The following is a 15526-nucleotide window of genomic DNA, read 5'->3' as shown; positions in this document are numbered from 1 at the left end:
TTATTCGACGACCTTGGGCACGACGATCATGTTCTGCCGCTGCGCGGGAGCGTTGCGCAGGGCCTGCCCGGTCGTCAGGCCGGAGCGCGGCTCGTCGGTTTGCCAGACATTGAAAACCGGGGCGGCGTGAGCCATGGGCTCGACGCCTGCGACATCCACCTGCTTGAGCTTGTCCACGTAGTGCAGGATGTCGCCCAATTGGCGGGCATAGCGGGCCTTTTGCTCGTCGGTCAGGGCGAGGCGGGCCAGGTTGGCCACGTAGTCGATGTTGAGGTCGGATCCGGCGCTCATGGAAGGGTCAATGACGCCCACCAAGCAGGCGGCGGATGCGTCCCATGGCAATCGGCAAAAGTCGCCCGAGACTGGACAGCGCTCTGGCAGCTTGACGGCTACACATCTTCGGCGTCGGCTGGCGGCATGCTGCTTTTCAAGAAGATCCTGGATTTCAAGAAACCCGAGATTGGAAACTCTGACAAACGCGGCGCCAAACGCTATCCCGTCGGGGTGAAATTCGCCCTGAAGGCCAAGCTCTCCCTGCCTTCCCGGGATGGAGACGGCGGCCTGCTGACCGGCCATCGCGCCGGATCCACGGATTGGGGTGGCCAGCTGGTTGATCTTTCCAGCAACGGTGCCAACATCCGCCTTCACCCGGCCGCCTCCGCCTCACCCGGCGATGTGTGCCAGCTGAAACTGGAGTTGGAGAACCTGCTTTTCGAAATCGAGGCGCGAGTCGCCTACTTCCGCGCCGGGGCGCAGTTTGTCAGCTGCGGCCTGACCCTAGCCTTCCCCGATTCCTATGCGCGCAGGGCTTTTCTCCAGCTGATGGAGCCGGTCGTGGTCGGCTCAACCCTGGAGCCGGTGAGCCGGGTCAAACAGGACATCCCCGGCTTGCTCAAGGAACAGTATCGCGGCGAATCCGAATCGGAGCTGAATGTCTGGCGCGACAGCAACGGCAAGAACGCCAAACTCTTCGAACTGCTCATCCACGACTATGTCATCCGCGGCAACACCGAGGTGCCCGGTCTCAAGGTGGGCCGGCGCGACGGCACCAATACCGCGATGGGAGCCGGCCACAAGGACGAGATCCGCCGCCTGTTTCAGTTCGTCACACAAAATCTTAACAAGTCGGTGCCATCGGAGGTCCGGAAGTTCCTCGAACTCTTCGCGGCCTGAGCAGGGTGCAATGATGGTGGGCTAACGCCCGGGGCGAGAGCGCCCCGGCTCCATTCCGCCAGCCACACCGCGCGCCTCAGGCGCGCACGGTGACACTGCCATCAGCGGCGATCTCCTGCTGTATCTTGGCGAAGACCGCGTTGACCTCGTCGTCGGTGAGCGTGCGTTCGGCCGAGCGGAACGAGAGCGCGAAGGCCACGCTCTTCTTCCCCTCGGGGAGACCCGAGCCCCGATACACGTCAAAGATCTCGACCCCCTCGACAGCAAAGGCGGTGCCGGCAGCCGACCGGGCGGTCTGGAGCAGCTGGGTGCGCACCTCCTCAGCCTGGCGCGCAACATCCATCACGAGCGCCAGGTCGCGCAGGGCGACGGGCTGCAGACTGAAGTTACGGTAACGGCGGCGCGCGCCGTCGGCCGTGAGATTTTCCGGCAGTATGGCGAGCATGCCGGACCAGACCTTGCCCTCGACGCCCGCGGCGCGGACCATCGCGAGATTCAGCAGGCCAAAGCGCGCAGACCAACCGTGCTTCATTTCCCCGGCAGCGGCTGCATGGCCTTCCTGCCACCCCCAATAGGCGCCGGACACCGGCACGAGCGGCTGCGCCGAGAGGTCAATCCCCGCCTCGGCGGCGAGAATCTCCATGTGGCGCTTAACGGTGTAGAAGTCCGGCTGATCACGAACGAGCCAGGAACGGGCCTTGGGATTCTCGGCCATGATGAAGCCGACGCCGGCGCACTCGTGCACCGTGCCGTTGATTTCCATGAACACGCGGCCGGTTTCGCAGAGGCGGGAGACATGGTTGCCGCGCGACTGGTTGAGCTTGAGCGACTCAAGCAGGCCGAGCACCAGCGTGGGGCGCAGGTGCGACTGCTCCTCGACGAAGGGATTGAGCAGACCGAGTTCCTGCACGGCCGTGTCGGAGACCCAGGTCTTGAGCTCCTTGGCCGAGCGCAGCGTGTAGTTCACGCACTCGTGGAAATGCTGCCCGACAAGGTAGTCCGTGACCTTGCGGTTGAACACGACGGTCGGCGCATCCTCGGCATCCACCAAGGCCGGGCCGACGGCCGGTGCGGCGGGCACCTTTTCAGTGCCGTAAACGCGCAAAACTTCCTCGACGAGGTCGATCGGACGGTCGAGATCGGCGCGGTAACTCGGGATGGCCACGGTCCACGCAGGGCCGCGTTTCTCGGTCGGCTCCTCGTGAGTCACAACGAGGTCGAGCGCCTCGAGTGCGGCGCGCTGTTCGTCAGCGGGAATTTCGAAGCCAAGCTTCTCGTTGATGTAGGCGGGCGTGACGACGATCTCGCGCTGCCACGGCACGTCGCCACCGACCTTGAACGACGGTCCGACCACGGTGCCCCCAGCCGTTTCGAGCAACAGGTCCACGGCGCGCTGCGCCGCTTCCAGCGTGCTGTGCGGATCCACGCCGCGTTCGAAGCGGTAGGAAGAGTCTGACGCGAGTCCGAGTTTCTTGGAAGTGGCGCGGATCAGTTGCGGGCGGAAATACGCCGCCTCAAGCACGATGTCGGTCGTGGTTTCGTCCACGCCCGCATCCGCGCCGCCCATGATGCCGGCCACGACGAGCGGCCTGGACTCGTCGGCGATGACCAGCATGCGGTTGTTGAGCACGCGTTCCTTCGCATCGAGGGTGACGAGCTTCTCGCCGTCGTGGGCGTGGCGGATGATGATCTTGCGACCGCCGATCTTCTTGGAATCGAAAACGTGCAGCGGCTGGCCCAGCTCGAGCATGACGTAGTTGCCCACGTCCACGAGGTTGTTGATCGGGCGCAGGCCGATGGCCTTGAGACGCTCCTGCATCCACGCCGGGCTCGGGCCGACCTTCACGCCGGCGATGGCGATGCCGATGTAGAGCGGGCAGTCCTTGGGCGCCTCGACCTTGATGTCGGCAAGGATGTCGGGGCGGGAACCGTGCGTCTCGCCGCGGAACTTGATCGAGGGGTAACTGACGTCCTTGCAAAACCAGGCGGCGAGTTCGCGCGCGATGCCGATGTGGCTGAGTGCGTCCGGTCGGTTCGGCGTGATCTCGATGTCGAGCACGGTGTCGCCGCCGGGGACGGCGTCGTTGATCGGCTGGCCGATGGGCGTGATCGCCGGGAGAATCAGCAGGCCGGCGTGGTCGCCGGACAGGCCGAGTTCGTCGGGAGCGCACATCATGCCCTGCGACTCGTGGCCGTAGGTCTTGCGCAGGGCGATCTGGAACCCGCTCGGCAGAACTGCACCGGGCAGGGCCACGGGGACGCGGTTGCCGGCATCGCAGTTGGGTGCGCCACACACGATGGTGCGTACGCCGCCGTGGGCGGCACCAACCTCAACCGTGCAGAGAGAGATGTCCTTCTTGAGGTTCGGAATCTTGGTGCGCGTGAGGATTTCGCCCACGACGACGTTTTGCAGCGGCGGCAGACCGGTGCTGGCCACGCCCTCGACCTCGAAGCCGAGGAAGGTGACGGCGCGCTTCAGCTCGTCGGTGGAGACACCGTCGAGGTTCACGTATTGCTTGAGCCAATTGAGGGAAATTTTCATCGGGCGTCTCAGGCGAACTGCTTCAGGAAGCGAACGTCGTTCTGGTAGAAATAGCGGATGTCATCGATGCCATAGACGAGCATCGCGAGGCGCTCGAGGCCCATGCCGAAGGCATAGCCGGTCCAGACCTCGGGGTCGTAACCAACGGCCTCGAACACCGACGGATCAACCATGCCGCAGCCGCCGATCTCGATCCACTCCTTGTTCACCTTGGGCAGGTGCTTGGCGGAAAGGTCCACCTCGAAGGAGGGCTCGGTGTAACCGAAGTAATGCGGGCGGAAACGGGTCTTGGTGTCCTTGCCGAGCAACGAGGCGAAGATGTAGTCGAGCAGCGCCTTCAGGTCGCGCACGGTGACGTTTTTGTCCACATAGAGACACTCGAGCTGGTGGAAGTTGGCGCTGTGCGTGGCGTCGGTGGTGTCGCGGCGATAGACGCGGCCGGGAGACACGATGCGGATGGGCGGCTCGCCCTTGAGCATGGTGCGGATCTGCACCGACGAGGTGTGCGTGCGCAGGAGGTATTTCTCGCCGGGGACCTTGCGGGCGATGTTGCCGAACTTGGCGTTCTCCGGAAAGTAAAACGTATCCTGCTCGGCGCGCGCCGGATGGTCGGCGGGAGTGTTGAGCGCATCGAAGCAGTAATACTCCGTCTCGACCTCCGGGCCGTCGGCGACCGTGAAGCCCGCCTTGCGCAGGATGCGGCACATCTCCTCGCGCACCTGCGTGAGCGGGTGCATGGTGCCGGGACCGGGGTCGGGCGACGGCAGCGTGGGGTCCACGATGGGCCCGAGCTGCGCGGCGATCTCGGCGGCGGCGATACGCTCGAGCGTAGCGTCGAGCTGCGCCGACAGCTGCGCCTTGGCCTCGTTGACGAGCTTGCCCATGGCGGGGCGCTGCTCCTTGGGCACCGCGCCCATCTGTTTCATGAGGGCGGTGAATTCGCCGTTGGGGCCGACGTAGCGGGCCTTGGCGGCTTCGAACTCGGCGCGCGTCTTGAGCGCGGCCAGCTCGGGCTGGGCCTTGGCGAGGATCGCGGAGATGGTTTCTTGCATGATCGGGAAAAAGAAAAAGGACGGGCTCCGAAGAGACCGTCCTTCTGTGAAATGGTCTTTCGACCGGAAGGCGAGCCCCGAGAGGCTCGCGCGGGATCAGGCCTTCTGGAGGGTGACGCCCGGCTTGCTCTTCAGCGCGGCCTTGGACTTCTCGACCAGGGCCTTGAAGGCGACGGCGTCGGCGATCGCGATCTCGGAGAGCTGGCGACGATCGAGCTCGATCTTCGCAGCCTTGAGACCCTCGATGAAGCGGCTGTAGCTGAGGCCGGCCTCGCGGCAGGCGGCGTTCAGACGCACGATCCAAAGGCCGCGCATGTTGGCCTTCTTCTTCTTGCGGTCGATGTAGGCGTATTGCCAGGCATGCTGGACCGCTTCCTTGGCGTAGCGGAACAGCTTGGACTTGTTGCCGAAATAGCCCTTGGCGTATTTCAGCACTTTCTTGCGGCGCTTGCGCGACGCGGGGGAGTTTGTGACACGAGGCATGTTGTTTTAGTGTTTTGGGCGCCGGCGGGTCGTCTCGTTAGGATTCACCCGCCTGGCGGAGTTGTGGTTTTCGCTTCGGCTGTCTGATTAGAGCCCAAAGGGCAGACAGCGCTTGAGCGGCTCGGCATGACCGGGGGCCACCAGCTTGTCGCGGGAAGCACGGCGTTTGGACTTCGTGCTCTTGGCGGCCAGCAGGTGACGGAACCCGGGCGTGCGCCGGATCAACTTGCCCGTGGCGGACAATTTGAAGCGCTTGGCAACGGACTTTTTGGTCTTTTGCATGGGATGAGTTGGCCAAAACAGAGAAGGCCGGAGGGCTTGGCAAGTATTTTGTCTGAACGATGAATGCGAGCAACACCGTCGGCCCGAGCGCTTCGGGCGCAGGCCGGCCATGAATGGATTGAGCCAATTTAACGCCCAGAAATTCGGCCGGAGAATAACACTTTCTCACGGCGCGAATCAGCCCCAGAACATTCCTGATGATCCCGCAGGAAAATAGGTTGACATGCATCCTGCGTTAATGAGGTTCTGGCCCTCCATTTTTGCGGCTTCCTAGCTCAATGGTAGAGCAGCTGACTCTTAATCAGTAGGTTCGGGGTTCGAGTCCCCGGGGAGCCACCAAATTTCGGGTTGTTTGCCAATTATCCCAATTTTATCGTGCCCGGCACGCAACGCCGGCGTAGCTCAATGGTAGAGCACCTGTTTTGTAAACAGGCGGTTGCGGGTTCGAATCCCATCGCCGGCTCCACTTTTTCAGATTTCACGGCTGCGCCAGCGTCCACTACCCCCACGCAATCGTCATGCCGCACGAATTTTCCCACTGCCCGATGGTGTAATGGTAGCACGAACGACTCTGACTCGTTCTGTCTAGGTTCGAGTCCTAGTCGGGCAGCCAATTTCCCTGATGAGCTGCATGAATTCGTTTGCTGCCTCACAAGTTTCGAGGCGCTGGCACAGAAACCGCATTGACAGTGCAAACTCCTTTTAAGCAGCATTTGTATTCACGAGTTAATTGCACATGTATTAGTAAGCTCCAGTCGGGTGCTTGACCCCACACTCACCTCGCCCACTGGCTGCCGCTCCCCTTTCCGACAGGAAAACTATAATCCCCCGCTCAGTCATAAAATCACACTCGCACTATGATCTCTGCATCCATGCCCCTCGCGTTCCTGATGAACCAGACTCCGATGGAGTTGTTCAAGCACGGTGGCCCCATCATGTGGCCCATCCTGCTTGTCTCGTTCCTCATGATCACCGTCGCCATTGAGCGCGTGATCTTCATCATCCGCGAGAATGCCCGTCGCCAGCCCGAGGTCGTCGAGAAGATCTTGGAGCGCGTCGAGGCCAACGACGTCCCCGGCGCGGTCGAACTGGGCAAGAAGAGCAACGACTTTGTCGCCCGAATCCTCGTTTACGCCCTCACCCACAAGGAACACTCTCTCGGCAACGCCTTCACCCGCGCCGCCAACCAGGAAATGCAGCGCTTCAGCCAGGGTCTCCCGACGCTCGACACTTGCATCACCGCTGCCCCGCTCCTCGGCCTCCTCGGCACCGTGACCGGCATGATGGCGACCTTCGGCGCGCTCGGCACCAGCGGCGACGTGGCCAGCGGCGCCAGCGCCATCATGGGTGGTATCGGTGAGGCGCTCATCGCCACCGCCTGCGGTCTCGCCATCGCCATCATGGGCCTTCTGCCCTTCAACTATCTCAATGCCCGTCAGGAGGAAGCCCGTCACGAAGTCGAGGACGCTTCCAACTCCCTCGAAATCATCATCAACAAGTCCGAAAGCGCCAACGCCCGCTAAGGGGCGCTCGCTTTCGAGACTTTCTTCAACCTCTAAACACTTACTGTCATGCACGGTGGTGGCGGCGGCACAGGTCCGGGTGGCGTCAAAAAAGCACGTATTGAGATCATCCCTCTCATCGACGTCGTCTTCTTTCTGCTGGCCACCTTCGTTCTCTTCACGCTCTCCCTCAACAAGTCCGACGGTGTTACCGTGGTGCTTCCTGAGGCGGAGATCAGCGATCCACGTGATCCCCAAGGCTCCGTCACCATCAGCGTGACCGACGAAGGGGCGATTGCCTGGAACAAAGATCTCGTGACCCTCGATGACTTTCTCCAGCGACTGCAGCAATATCGGAGAGAGCAACCGGAAGGGCGCATCCTGATCAACGGCGATGAAAGAGCTTTCTTCGCCCAAGCAATTTACGTCTTCGACGAGGCCCGCAAGGCCGGCTTCACCAAGGTCTTCATCGAGACCCGGGCCAAGCAGAAGAAGTAAGGCGCGTTATCCTAATAAATACGCCTCCGGCACGTAATCCCCGTTAGCAGCCCACATCATGGAAGGCACCAAAATAAAAGTTCCGGTCCGCAAGAAGGCGCGCATTGAGATCATTCCGCTCATCGACGTCGTCTTCTTCCTGCTGGCCACCTTCGTTCTCTTCACGCTCTCGTTAAACCGGATTCAGTCGGTCCCGGTGGACTTGCCGGTAGCCGCTCCTCAATCCTCGACTCCGCCTGACCCAAACAGCAACGTGACCATCCAGGTCTCCGGTGAGGGCGCGATCTTTTGGAACCGCGAGTTGATCGATCTGGGCGAAATCCCCTCCCGTCTGGCCTTCTTCAAAACTCAGACCGAAGATCCCCGCATCTTGATCGCTGGTGACGAACGCGCGCGCTTCGGAGCGACCGTGGCCATCCTCGACGAGGTACGCAAAGCCGGTATCCAGAAGTTCTCCGTCGAAACCCGCACCCGCCCGACCGGCAAATAAAGCCCATGAACAAAGATCTTATCATCGGTATCGTGGTTTCGCTGGGCATTCACGCCACCTTCCTCGGCGCCTTCAATCGCAAGACTCCGCCACCCGCCAAGGCGGCCCAAACCGAGGAGGCAGTCGTTCAGTTCGAAATGCCCCCCTTGGAGGAAGAGGAGACCGAACAGGTGGAGGAGCTGAGCGAGGAGGTCGTTGAGAACATCATGGCTCCCCCGAGCTTGGTTGACCTTCCCTCCGTCGTCCCGGTCAATGCCTTTACCCAGCCAATCGCTCCGCCCCCTCCCCCGGGTTTCACCGCGAGCAAGGGTGCCATCACCATCCCGGTGACCAAACCCGGAGCAAACTTTGGCAAAGGCATCAGCAATCTTTTCAACATCGGTGACCTCGACCAGCAGCCGGTTGCCCGCGTGCGCCAGGCTCCGACCTATCCCTACGATATGCGCCGCGCCGGTATCAACGGCACCGTGGTGGTTGAGTTCATCATCAACACGGAGGGTGATGTGATCCAGACCCAGGTCGTTCGCTCCTCCCATCGTGAATTTGAGATGCCCGCCCTCCAGGCGGTGCAGAAATGGAAGTTCAAGCCCGGCCGCAAGGGTGGCCGCGTCGTCAACGTCCGTGCCTCCCAGCTCCTCGAGTTTAACGCGACCGAGTAAACTGCCGTCATGCTTCCCTCTTCCCCCACTCTGTTCCGTCGCCTCACGCTCGCTTTTGCCGCGTTGGTGATGGTGTCCGTCACGCTCGCCCAACAACCCGAGCGCAACTACAGTCCGTCCGACGATACCGCCGAGGGCCTCATCAAGTACAAGGCCGCGATGGACGCCAAGCCGGCGAACTACGCTGAAGCGCACAACGTTCTCAACGGCCTGATGGCCAAGGTGGCACCGGACAGCTACGACGCCGCCCTGATCCACCAGTATCGCCTGCAGATCTTCCTCCAGCAGGGTGAATTCGCCAAAGCGATCGAACCGATGGAAAAGAGCCTGCTCCTTTCCGAAGCCAAGACCCCGACCTACTTCGACGAACGAGTTACCAAGGAGCTCTATTACTATCTCGTTCAGCTCTACTTCCAGGAGGCAAACAACACCAAGAATGCCACTCTGGCCGCCTCCCACATGGAGAAGGCGGACCGTTACATGGACAAGTGGTTGAAAATCGCCAAGGAGACAACCGCTGATGCCCAGCTTCTCTACGCTCAGCTCCTGCTCAGCCGAGGCATGCAGAATCCTGAGAAACCTGATCTACCCCTTATCAAACGCGCCTTGGATCAGGTTGATATTGGCCTCCTGCTGACCAACCGCCCGCGTGACACTTTCTATGTGCTTAAGCTGGTGTGCCTGCAGCAGCTTGATCGCAATGCCGAGGCCGCCGAACTGCTGGAATTGCTGGTCAAGATCAAGCCCGACAGCTCCACCTACTGGCAGCAGCTGGCTGGTATTTATCTCAATCTGGCCTCCACGCAGGACGGCAAAAACGCCGCCAAAGCCCAGTCCTACAGCCTACGGAGCATCGTTTCCATCGAGCGCGCCCAGTCCCATGGGTTCATGAACACGCCGAAAGACCACTACAATCTGGTCGGTATCTACTTCAACATTGCCCAGTATGAGAAGGCCGCCGAGTTGCTTGAGGCGGGGTTGGGCTCCGGCAAAATTGAGAGTGACCCCAAAAACTGGGAGTTGCTTGCACTTTGCTATCAGCAGCTACAGCGGCCCCTGAAGGGTATCGACGCGCTCAAGCAAGCCACCAAGGCATTCCCCCAATCCGGCCAACTCGAGCTGCAAGTTGCCAATCTCTATACCTCAATTGACAAGCAGGCCGAGGCTTTTACCCACCTGCAGGCTGCCATTGCCAAGGGTAACTTGAGCAAGCCCTATCAGGCCTACCTCTCCTTGGCCTTCACCGCCTACTCCCTCCAGAAATACGACGAAGCCCTTTCCGCCGCCCGCAAAGCCAAGGAGTTCCCCGAAGGTCTGCGCGACGGCCAGAACATGGAGAAAGCCCTCGAGGAGATCATCAAGGACCGCGAGGCCAAGAAAAAGAGTTCCTAACCCCACTTCCAACAGCGCAGCACCCGAACCATGAACAAAGTCTACATCATCATACCCCTGATCGCCCTCGCGGTATTCTACGGGTTCTTTCACAACTTCTCCAAGGGCTACGAGGCCAAGATCATTCTGGCGAAGCAGAAGATCGAGGACGAGAAGAAGGCGAAAGCCCAGCTTGAGATCGTGAATCGCGAGAAGGCGATTCAGGCCGCCATTGAAGCCCAGGCGAAGCGCAAGGCCGAACGTGAAGCCAAGGAAAAGCTCGATGAGGAGAAACGCGTCGCCCGGCAGACCGCCGAAGACAAGCGTGAGCGCACGTTCAGCGACCGCAACAAGCTCGCTGATCAGGCCCGACGCCTCAAGAAGGACTTGGAAGAAGTCCAGGAGGAGATCACCAAGATCGAAGGCCAGAAGAAGACGCTTCTTGATGAACAGGCCTTCCTAAAAAATTACGTCAAGCAGGCTGAGGCCAACGTAAAGTACTACCACGACCTGCTGGAAAAGATCGACCAAGCCGAAAAGGCGCGCGCCGCCGCCGCTGCCGCCGCCGCTGCCGCCGCCAAGAAGGGCTGACCCATCACATTCGCACCACCATGAAGAAGACTTTGCTCACCTATATCGTAATTCCCGGCATCATGCTGGGTATCTTCGTGTTCTTCTACCTCGGCGCCGTCGAGCAGATGAACGCCAAGGCCAAGACGCAGGCAGAAGCCAAGGCCTTGGCCGACGCTGAAGAGGCCAAGCGCAAGAAGGAAATCGAGGACAAGGCCACCGAGGATGCCGTTCGCCGCCAGCGCGAACGTGAGGCCGAGGAAGCGGCCAAGGCCAAGAAGAAGGAAGACGAGTATCAGGCCGTCATGACCCAATTGCGCAACGAGACCGCCGATTACAACACTCAGGCCGACAAGCTCGCCAAGGAGGTCGGTGATCTGGAAATCGCCATCTCCCAGGCCCGCTCCAACAAGGAAAAGCTGAACCGCGAGACCTTCGACCTCGCCAAGCAGGTCGAGCTCGACAAGATCGCGCGGCGCAACGCCGAGATCGAGATCCAGCGCATGGTCGAACGCACCGGAAAGAGAGTCGCAGACACTTCGGTCGCCACCCTGCCTCCGCCGCCGCCCCTTCCGGCGAACTGAGCGCTATTGCATTCCCCAAGCCGCACCCGGAAAGGTGCGGCTTTTTTATTTTCGTGGCCCAAGCACAAGTGAAGGGAATTTCTCCGGCCCTGTCCTTCGGGCCATTGGCACAAGCTGTGCTAAGTATAGGCGGCCTTGCTGGCGTCGTCTCGCAGCATGCAGCCCGTTGTTCGCACACCACACACAGCACCTAATCACTGCATCATTATGATCAAACTATCGAAGCCTACGCGCTTATTGTTCGGTTTGGTAAGCGGCTTGGCTCTCGCGGGATTCTTCTGCCCCGCCTGGGCCCAGGACGCCGCACCAGCCGCCCCCGCCGCCATTGATCCCGCCGCCCTCAGCGCCTTGCGCGTGGGCTTGGACACCGTCTGGGTGCTCGTCGCCGGCATGTTGGTGTTCTGGATGAATGCCGGTTTCGCCCTCGTCGAGTCTGGACTCTGCCAAGCAAAGAACTGCGTGAACATTCTGGCGAAGAACTTCGTGGTTTTTGCCCTTTCAACGCTTTCATTTTACGTCATCGGCTGGGGCCTGATGTTCGGAGACGGCACTCCGTGGCTCGGAACCTCGGGTCTGTTCTTTGTCAGTGGCGCGGACAATTCCCCGGCCTTGGGTTCGGCCTATGCCTCGATGAACCCATTTTCCACCGCAACTTATGAGGGTGTTTACAGTGCCATCAACTGGACTCCGGTACCTCTCTGGGCCAAATTTTTCTTCCAGTTGGTTTTCGCCGGCACTGCAGCAACTATCGTATCCGGCGCCGTGGCCGAGCGCATCAAGTTCAGTTCTTTTATTTGGTTCAGTCTGATTCTAGTGGCGGTGATTTATCCCATCTCCGGTCACTGGATCTGGGGCGCGGGCATCCTTGGTTCCACCCCCACTGAATCAGGAATTACCGCGTTTTTTGGAAACTTCCGTGACTTCGCCGGCTCCACCGTGGTCCACTCGGTGGGCGGTTGGGCGGCTTTGGCCGGTGTGATCGTGCTTGGTCCCCGCTTGGGCAAGTTCAAGAACGGCAAGATTCAACCCATTCCCGGCCACAACATGACATCCGCCGCTTTGGGTGTCCTTATTCTCTGGCTCGGCTGGTTCGGTTTCAACCCGGGCTCAACCATGGCTGCCATGGACGGTTCGGCAATCGCTCACGTCCTGGTCAACACCAACATTGCCGCCTGCACCGGCACTCTCGGTGCCCTGATCACGGCTTGGGTGCTCCTCAAGAAGCCCGATTTCTCCATGGTGCTCAACGGCTGCTTGGCCGGTTTGGTCGCCATCACCGCCCCTTGCGCCTTCGTGACCATTACATCCGGAGCCATCATCGGGTTTATTGGCGGTGTCGCCGTAGTTCTGGCCGTAATCTTCTTCGACAAGGTCAAGCTCGACGATCCGGTCGGCGCCCTCTCGGTCCATCTGGTCAACGGCATCTGGGGCACGCTCGCCTTGGGCCTTTTCTACAGCACCGACATCGCCAAGTCGGTTGCCGCACTCGATACGGGCCTGACCGCGGGCGGTCAATTTCTCGCCCAGCTCAAAGGCGTCCTGCTCGTCGGAGCCTTTGTTTTCCCTGCCTCCCTCGTCGTCTGGTATGTTCTCAAGGCCGTCACCGGTATTCGTGTGACCGCCGAAGAGGAGACCGAAGGCTTGGATATCGGAGAGCACGGCAACGAAGCCTATCCGGACTTCACCTCCGCCCACAAGTAATCCACCACCCAGAAATCTCCCATGAAACTCATCGTAGCCATCATCAAACCCTTCAAACTCGACGAGGTGAAAGAGGCTCTTTCCCAAGTCGGCATCGAGGGCATGACTGTTTCCGAGGTCAAGGGGTTCGGCCGCCAGAAGGGCCACACCGAGATCTATCGCGGCAGCGAATACACCGTGGACTTTCTGCCCAAGGTGAAAATTGAGGTCGCAGTGGCCTCCGACCAGGTCGCCAAGGTTGTCGAAGCCATCTCCAAGGGCGCCAAGACCGGCAAGATCGGCGACGGCAAGATCTTCGTCGTGCCACTGGAGGAAGTCCTCCGTATCCGCACCGACGAGCGCGGTGATTCCGCCCTGTAAGTAGCTTCCCGCACACACACCAGCACCAAACAGCCCCGTTAACGTCGTATGACGTTGACGGGGTTTGTTTTATAAGATCCGCCAGATTCCCCCAAAGACCTGACTGATACCCGGACATGAATTTGACTCATGGCTTGGCCTAGGGAGTGCTTTCCAAGGAATAATTCCATTCCGATGGCACCGGCTTTACAAATCGGTGTCCGCTCGGAACGGGACCCAACCAATCCCTACCAAACACCAAACCTACACATGAAAAAGACTGCATTGATCCTCGCGGCGCTCCTCACCGGCGCCTCGCTCAGCGCTGACGAATCCGCACCGGCCTCGTCCTACAACGTCACGGCGGACTTCTCTTACGCCACCAAGTATGTTTTCCGTGGCATCGAGTATGCCGAGGGCGCCTTCCAGCCCTCGATCAAGCTCACCACGGGTGACTTCTACATTGGAGTCTGGAGCAGCCTTCCCGCCGATCGCGGTTATGAGGCCGAAGTCGATTACTACGCTGGCTACGGCTTGAAGCTGTCCGACAGCGTTAGCCTTGATGTCGGTGCCACCGTCTATCACTACCCCGGCCTTGATGTCCCCGGTGCCGATGAGGCCACCTTCGAGGGCTACGCCGGCATCACCGGCAGCGTCGAGGGCGTGAACCTCGGTCTCTACCTCTACAACGACTTCACCCTCGATGTCGTCACCGTCCAGGGTAACCTCGGCTACAGCATTCCGGTCAACGACACCGTGTCGCTGAGTTTCACCGCTTCGCTCGGCCATGCCAAACCTGACGGCGGCGACGGTTACACCTACTACAGCGCCGGTCTTGCCCTGCCCTACAAGCTGAGCGACGCCGCTTCGCTGACTCTCGGCGTGAACTGGGCCTCTCACGACCTCGATGGCGTGGAGGACAACCACGCCTGGGCCAATGTCGGCTTCAGCTACACCTTCTAAGCTCCGGCTTAGCAGAGTTTGAAAAAAAGCCCGTCCCTGCTCACGCGGGGACGGGCTTTTGCTTGGCTAAAACAGTCTTCAGGCCGAGGCCTTGCTGCGACCGAGCGACGCGAGCATCTGCTCGATGCGGTCGCAAGCGGCGTTGAGCTTCTGCTCGTTCGCCGTGAAGCAGGCTCGCACGTGCCCCTTGCCGGCATCGCCAAAGGCCGTGCCAGGCACCACCGCGACCTTGAACTCCGTCAGCAACCGGCGAGCGAACTCACCCTCGTCCAGCCCGGTCGAAACGATCGAGGGAAAGGCATAGAACGAGCCGCGCGGCGCATGGCATTTGATGCCGGCCGCGTTGATGCGGCGGACAAACAGGTCGCGGCGCTCGCGGTAGCGGTCGCGCATGAACTTCGTGGCATCATCACCCAGACGCAGCGCGGCGAGCGCACCTTCCTGGCTGATGCTCGGGGCGCACAGCATGGAATACTGGTGCACCTTCATCATGGCCTCGATCAGCGGCGCCGGGCCGCAGGCGTAGCCCAAGCGGAAGCCGGTCATCGCAAAAGCTTTGGAAAAACCGTGCAGCAGCAGCGTGCGCTCACGCATGCCGGGCAGGCTGGCAATGCTGGTGTGTGTGCCCTCGAAGATCAGCTCCGAGTAGATCTCGTCGCTGATCACGATTAGGTCCTTCTCGATGGCGAATTTCGCGATGCGCTCCAGCTGCTCCTTGGAGCAGACGCCGCCCGTCGGATTGCAGGGCAGGTTCAGGAGCAGCAGCTTGCAGCCGGGCTGCCAGGCCGCGCGCAGGGCGGGCTCATCGAGCGAGAACTGCTCGGCCGCGCTGGTCGCCACGGGCACACCGACGCCATGCACGAGTTCAACGGTCGGGGCATAGGAGACGTAGCAAGGCTGGTGATAAAGCACCTTGTCGCCCGGGTTGAGCAGGGCGCGCAGGGCCAGGTCGAGCGCTTCGGAGACGCCAACGGTCACGAGGATTTCGTCTTCCCAGCTGTAAGGCACATGGAAGTAACCTTCGACGTAGCGGCTGATCTCCTTGCGGAGGTCGGGCTGACCAAGGTTGGAGGTGTAATGGGTCTTGCCCGTGTCCATCGCCGTTTTCACGGCATTGCGGATGGGTTCAGGGGTGTCAAAATCAGGTTCGCCGATACCGAGTGAGATGACGCCGTCGGTCTTCGCGACCAGTTCAAAGAAGTCTCGGATACCGGAGCGGCGCAGACCGGCCACATGACGCGCGATGAAGCGGGTCGTGTCGAGTGGCGGCTGATTGGAGGAGGAAGACATGGAAGGGAGAGTTTAGATCGGCCATCA

General features: G+C 60.8%; 17 protein-coding genes and 3 tRNA genes. 14 read left to right on the top strand and 6 right to left on the bottom strand.

Annotation, left to right across the window (positions count from 1 at the left end; translation table 11 throughout):
* The gene (gene gatC, locus ESB00_RS06245; protein WP_129046858.1) at window positions 1–291 is read right to left on the bottom strand and encodes an Asp-tRNA(Asn)/Glu-tRNA(Gln) amidotransferase subunit GatC; all 291 of its coding nucleotides are present in this window, start codon (window positions 289–291) and stop codon (window positions 1–3) included.
* Window positions 292–417: 126 nt separating this feature from the next.
* On the opposite strand from gatC, the gene ESB00_RS06240 reads away from it, so the two are divergent.
* A complete protein-coding gene (locus ESB00_RS06240) occupies window positions 418–1173 on the top strand; it encodes a PilZ domain-containing protein (protein WP_129046857.1) in 756 nt (251 codons plus the stop codon).
* A 76-nt stretch (window positions 1174–1249) separates the two neighbouring features.
* Here ESB00_RS06240 and pheT read toward each other — a convergent pair whose 3' ends face one another.
* From pheT to rpmI, 4 genes are all read right to left on the bottom strand, one after another.
* On the bottom strand, window positions 1250–3715 hold the full coding sequence (pheT, locus tag ESB00_RS06235) for a phenylalanine--tRNA ligase subunit beta (RefSeq protein ID WP_129046856.1): 2466 nt from the start codon (window positions 3713–3715) through the stop codon (window positions 1250–1252).
* Window positions 3716–3723: 8 nt separating this feature from the next.
* The gene (gene pheS / locus ESB00_RS06230) at window positions 3724–4767 is read right to left on the bottom strand and encodes a phenylalanine--tRNA ligase subunit alpha (RefSeq protein WP_129046855.1); all 1044 of its coding nucleotides are present in this window, start codon (window positions 4765–4767) and stop codon (window positions 3724–3726) included.
* Between the two features lie 96 nt (window positions 4768–4863).
* Window positions 4864–5250, bottom strand: a complete 387-nt coding sequence (gene rplT, locus ESB00_RS06225; protein WP_129046854.1) for a 50S ribosomal protein L20 — start codon at window positions 5248–5250, stop codon at window positions 4864–4866.
* Window positions 5251–5337: 87 nt separating this feature from the next.
* A complete protein-coding gene (rpmI, locus tag ESB00_RS06220; protein WP_129046853.1) occupies window positions 5338–5532 on the bottom strand; it encodes a 50S ribosomal protein L35 in 195 nt (64 codons plus the stop codon).
* Between the two features lie 264 nt (window positions 5533–5796).
* Here rpmI and ESB00_RS06215 point away from each other — a divergent pair.
* The 13 genes from ESB00_RS06215 to ESB00_RS06155 all read left to right on the top strand — a co-directional run bounded on the left by ESB00_RS06215 (window position 5797) and on the right by ESB00_RS06155 (window position 14209).
* Window positions 5797–5871: transfer RNA gene (locus ESB00_RS06215), tRNA-Lys, on the top strand.
* Window positions 5872–5923: 52 nt separating this feature from the next.
* Window positions 5924–5998 (top strand) — tRNA-Thr (locus ESB00_RS06210).
* Window positions 5999–6071: 73 nt separating this feature from the next.
* Window positions 6072–6145, top strand: a tRNA-Gln gene (locus tag ESB00_RS06205).
* 259 nt (window positions 6146–6404) lie between these two features.
* A complete protein-coding gene (locus ESB00_RS06200) occupies window positions 6405–7055 on the top strand; it encodes a MotA/TolQ/ExbB proton channel family protein (protein ID WP_246026415.1) in 651 nt (216 codons plus the stop codon).
* A 48-nt stretch (window positions 7056–7103) separates the two neighbouring features.
* Window positions 7104–7532, top strand: a complete 429-nt coding sequence (locus ESB00_RS06195) for an ExbD/TolR family protein (protein ID WP_129046852.1) — start codon at window positions 7104–7106, stop codon at window positions 7530–7532.
* A 58-nt stretch (window positions 7533–7590) separates the two neighbouring features.
* Complete coding sequence (locus ESB00_RS06190) at window positions 7591–8022, top strand: ExbD/TolR family protein (protein WP_129046851.1); 432 nt, start codon at window positions 7591–7593, stop codon at window positions 8020–8022.
* A gap of 5 nt (window positions 8023–8027) precedes the next feature.
* On the top strand, window positions 8028–8681 hold the full coding sequence (locus tag ESB00_RS06185; RefSeq protein WP_129046850.1) for an energy transducer TonB: 654 nt from the start codon (window positions 8028–8030) through the stop codon (window positions 8679–8681).
* 9 nt (window positions 8682–8690) lie between these two features.
* On the top strand, window positions 8691–10073 hold the full coding sequence (locus ESB00_RS06180) for a tetratricopeptide repeat protein (protein ID WP_129046849.1): 1383 nt from the start codon (window positions 8691–8693) through the stop codon (window positions 10071–10073).
* A gap of 30 nt (window positions 10074–10103) precedes the next feature.
* Window positions 10104–10643: a hypothetical protein gene (locus ESB00_RS06175; protein WP_129046848.1), complete on the top strand. Its 540-nt coding sequence runs from the start codon at window positions 10104–10106 to the stop codon at window positions 10641–10643.
* A gap of 20 nt (window positions 10644–10663) precedes the next feature.
* The gene (locus ESB00_RS06170) at window positions 10664–11206 is read left to right on the top strand and encodes a hypothetical protein (RefSeq protein ID WP_129046847.1); all 543 of its coding nucleotides are present in this window, start codon (window positions 10664–10666) and stop codon (window positions 11204–11206) included.
* Window positions 11207–11413: 207 nt separating this feature from the next.
* On the top strand, window positions 11414–12907 hold the full coding sequence (locus ESB00_RS06165) for an ammonium transporter (protein WP_129046846.1): 1494 nt from the start codon (window positions 11414–11416) through the stop codon (window positions 12905–12907).
* Window positions 12908–12928: 21 nt separating this feature from the next.
* A complete protein-coding gene (locus ESB00_RS06160; RefSeq protein WP_129046845.1) occupies window positions 12929–13267 on the top strand; it encodes a P-II family nitrogen regulator in 339 nt (112 codons plus the stop codon).
* A gap of 249 nt (window positions 13268–13516) precedes the next feature.
* On the top strand, window positions 13517–14209 hold the full coding sequence (locus ESB00_RS06155; RefSeq protein WP_164976071.1) for a TorF family putative porin: 693 nt from the start codon (window positions 13517–13519) through the stop codon (window positions 14207–14209).
* 78 nt (window positions 14210–14287) lie between these two features.
* Here the strand turns inward: ESB00_RS06155 and ESB00_RS06150 are convergent, their stop codons facing one another.
* Entirely contained in the window at window positions 14288–15499 is a 1212-nt protein-coding gene (locus ESB00_RS06150) for a pyridoxal phosphate-dependent aminotransferase (RefSeq protein WP_129046843.1), read from the bottom strand.
* Window positions 15500–15526 lie beyond the last annotated feature (27 nt).

This window comes from Oleiharenicola lentus, assembly GCF_004118375.1.
In the GTDB taxonomy this organism is placed as follows: Bacteria; Verrucomicrobiota; Verrucomicrobiia; order Opitutales; family Opitutaceae; genus Lacunisphaera; species Lacunisphaera lenta.
The sequence above is the reverse complement of the archived record's forward strand: the minus strand, read 5'-3'. Positions and strand labels throughout refer to the sequence as shown.

What these genes read in the sequence shown, in the direction of transcription:
- ESB00_RS06160 (WP_129046845.1), top strand. Translation starts at nt 12,929, where the DNA reads ATGAAACTCATCGTAGCCATCATCAAACCCTTCAAACTCGACGAGGTG.
- pheT (WP_129046856.1), bottom strand. Translation starts at nt 3,715, where the DNA reads ATGAAAATTTCCCTCAATTGGCTCAAGCAATACGTGAACCTCGACGGT.
- ESB00_RS06180 (WP_129046849.1), top strand. Translation starts at nt 8,691, where the DNA reads ATGCTTCCCTCTTCCCCCACTCTGTTCCGTCGCCTCACGCTCGCTTTT.
- gatC (WP_129046858.1), bottom strand. Translation starts at nt 291, where the DNA reads ATGAGCGCCGGATCCGACCTCAACATCGACTACGTGGCCAACCTGGCC.
- ESB00_RS06195 (WP_129046852.1), top strand. Translation starts at nt 7,104, where the DNA reads ATGCACGGTGGTGGCGGCGGCACAGGTCCGGGTGGCGTCAAAAAAGCA.
- ESB00_RS06155 (WP_164976071.1), top strand. Translation starts at nt 13,517, where the DNA reads ATGAAAAAGACTGCATTGATCCTCGCGGCGCTCCTCACCGGCGCCTCG.
- ESB00_RS06150 (WP_129046843.1), bottom strand. Translation starts at nt 15,499, where the DNA reads ATGTCTTCCTCCTCCAATCAGCCGCCACTCGACACGACCCGCTTCATC.
- rplT (WP_129046854.1), bottom strand. Translation starts at nt 5,250, where the DNA reads ATGCCTCGTGTCACAAACTCCCCCGCGTCGCGCAAGCGCCGCAAGAAA.
- ESB00_RS06240 (WP_129046857.1), top strand. Translation starts at nt 418, where the DNA reads ATGCTGCTTTTCAAGAAGATCCTGGATTTCAAGAAACCCGAGATTGGA.
- ESB00_RS06185 (WP_129046850.1), top strand. Translation starts at nt 8,028, where the DNA reads ATGAACAAAGATCTTATCATCGGTATCGTGGTTTCGCTGGGCATTCAC.
- ESB00_RS06200 (WP_246026415.1), top strand. Translation starts at nt 6,405, where the DNA reads ATGCCCCTCGCGTTCCTGATGAACCAGACTCCGATGGAGTTGTTCAAG.
- rpmI (WP_129046853.1), bottom strand. Translation starts at nt 5,532, where the DNA reads ATGCAAAAGACCAAAAAGTCCGTTGCCAAGCGCTTCAAATTGTCCGCC.
- ESB00_RS06175 (WP_129046848.1), top strand. Translation starts at nt 10,104, where the DNA reads ATGAACAAAGTCTACATCATCATACCCCTGATCGCCCTCGCGGTATTC.
- ESB00_RS06165 (WP_129046846.1), top strand. Translation starts at nt 11,414, where the DNA reads ATGATCAAACTATCGAAGCCTACGCGCTTATTGTTCGGTTTGGTAAGC.
- ESB00_RS06190 (WP_129046851.1), top strand. Translation starts at nt 7,591, where the DNA reads ATGGAAGGCACCAAAATAAAAGTTCCGGTCCGCAAGAAGGCGCGCATT.
- pheS (WP_129046855.1), bottom strand. Translation starts at nt 4,767, where the DNA reads ATGCAAGAAACCATCTCCGCGATCCTCGCCAAGGCCCAGCCCGAGCTG.
- ESB00_RS06170 (WP_129046847.1), top strand. Translation starts at nt 10,664, where the DNA reads ATGAAGAAGACTTTGCTCACCTATATCGTAATTCCCGGCATCATGCTG.